Source organism: Streptomyces sp. NPDC020958 (assembly GCF_055562175.1).
This window is the reverse complement of record NZ_JBVHFU010000061.1, coordinates 1-1,488: the sequence shown is the minus strand read 5'-3', so window position 1 is coordinate 1,488 and position 1,488 is coordinate 1. Positions and strand designations below refer to the sequence as shown.

Sequence of the window (1,488 nt, the reverse complement as noted above, 5' to 3'; positions counted from 1 at the left end):
TACCCCCGCGCCAACTGCACACCCGCGATATACAACTCACCCGCCACCCCCACCGGCACCGGCGACAAACCCGCATCCAACACATACACCCGCGTGTTCCATACCGGGCGCCCGATCGGCACGGTGTCGTCGGCCGCCCGGCACTCCCAGAACGTGACGTCCACCGCGGCCTCGGTGGGGCCGTAGAGGTTGTGGACGGAACCACTGAGGGTGCGCAGCGCCTGGTTCTTCAACTCCACGGACAGCACTTCACCACTGCATATGAGGTTCTTCAGCGGTGCACAGGTGGCTGCGTCGGGATGCTGGAGGAAGGCGCCCAGCATCGACGGCACGAAGTGTGCGGTGGTGATCTCTTCGGTACGGATCAGCTCGGCGAGGGCGGCGGGGTCCTTGTGTTCCCCGCGGGTGGCGACGACCATCGCGGCCCCGGCAACGAGCGGCCAGAAGAACTCCCAGACCGATACGTCGAATGCGGACGAGGTCTTCTGGAGGACTCGGTCCGTCGGTTCCAGACCGTACTCGTCCTGCATCCACAGCAGGCGGTTGGTGATCGCGGCATGGGAGACGGCCACGCCCTTGGGCCGTCCGGTGGATCCCGACGTGTAGATCACGTAGGCCGTGTGCTCCGGAAGCAAGCGGTTCGGGCGGTGCTCGTCGAGGGAGAGGTTACTGGGATCCTGGTCCTCCAGAAGGGCCCGCGAGGCCGGGTCGTCCAGTACGAGCCGGCTCGCGTCGACCGCGGTTTCCGCAGGCAGCTTCTGCGCCGTTTCCGCCTGGGTGACGATGAGGACCGGGTCGGCGTCCCGGAGCATGTGGGCGATGCGCTCGCCCGGGTATTCCGGGTCGATGGGGACGTACCCGGCGCCGGTCTTCACCACGGCCAGCAGGGCGACGACGAGATCGACCGAGCGCGATGCCGCCACGGCGACCAGGCGTTCGGGGCCGGCACCCCGGTCGGTGAGGTACCTGGCGAGTCGGTTCGCTCGTCCGTTGAGTTCCGCGTAGGTCAGCCGGGTCCCGCCACCGGTGACGGCCAGGGCGTCGGGTGTCCGTGCGACCTGCTGCTCGAACAGATCCGGCAACGTGGTGCCGGGCACCTCGTGAGTGGTGTTGTTCCAAGCGTTCAGGATCCGCTCGCGCTCGTCCTCGCTGCACGACGGGATTTCTCGGACGAGCTGTCGGGCGTTTGCCGCGACCGCCTTGAGGATGAGGACGAAGCGATCCGCTATGACCTCCACCTGGGGCCGGTCGAAGGCATCGGGGCGGTAGTCGAACCGCAGGTGCAGACCGGTTCCCGGCATCACCATCAGGCTGAGCGGGTAGTGGGTCGCATCTCGTGCTTCGGCGTGGGTGAGGCTGAGGGTGGAAGCCTCCTGTTCGACCGCCGAGTCTTCGACCGGGTAGTTCTCGAAGACGACGACGGTGTCGAAGAGTTCGTCGGCCGGGGTCAGGTTGTGGATGTCGGTGAGTTTGAGGTGCTGGTGGGCC

The 1,488-nt window shown here is 67.0% G+C and carries 1 protein-coding gene; it reads right to left on the bottom strand.

The genetic code is table 11. The features are described 5' to 3' along the window. A partial coding sequence (locus ACZ3KP_RS40975) for a non-ribosomal peptide synthetase (RefSeq protein WP_467506234.1) occupies nucleotides 1–1,488 on the bottom strand: 1,488 nt, incomplete at both ends.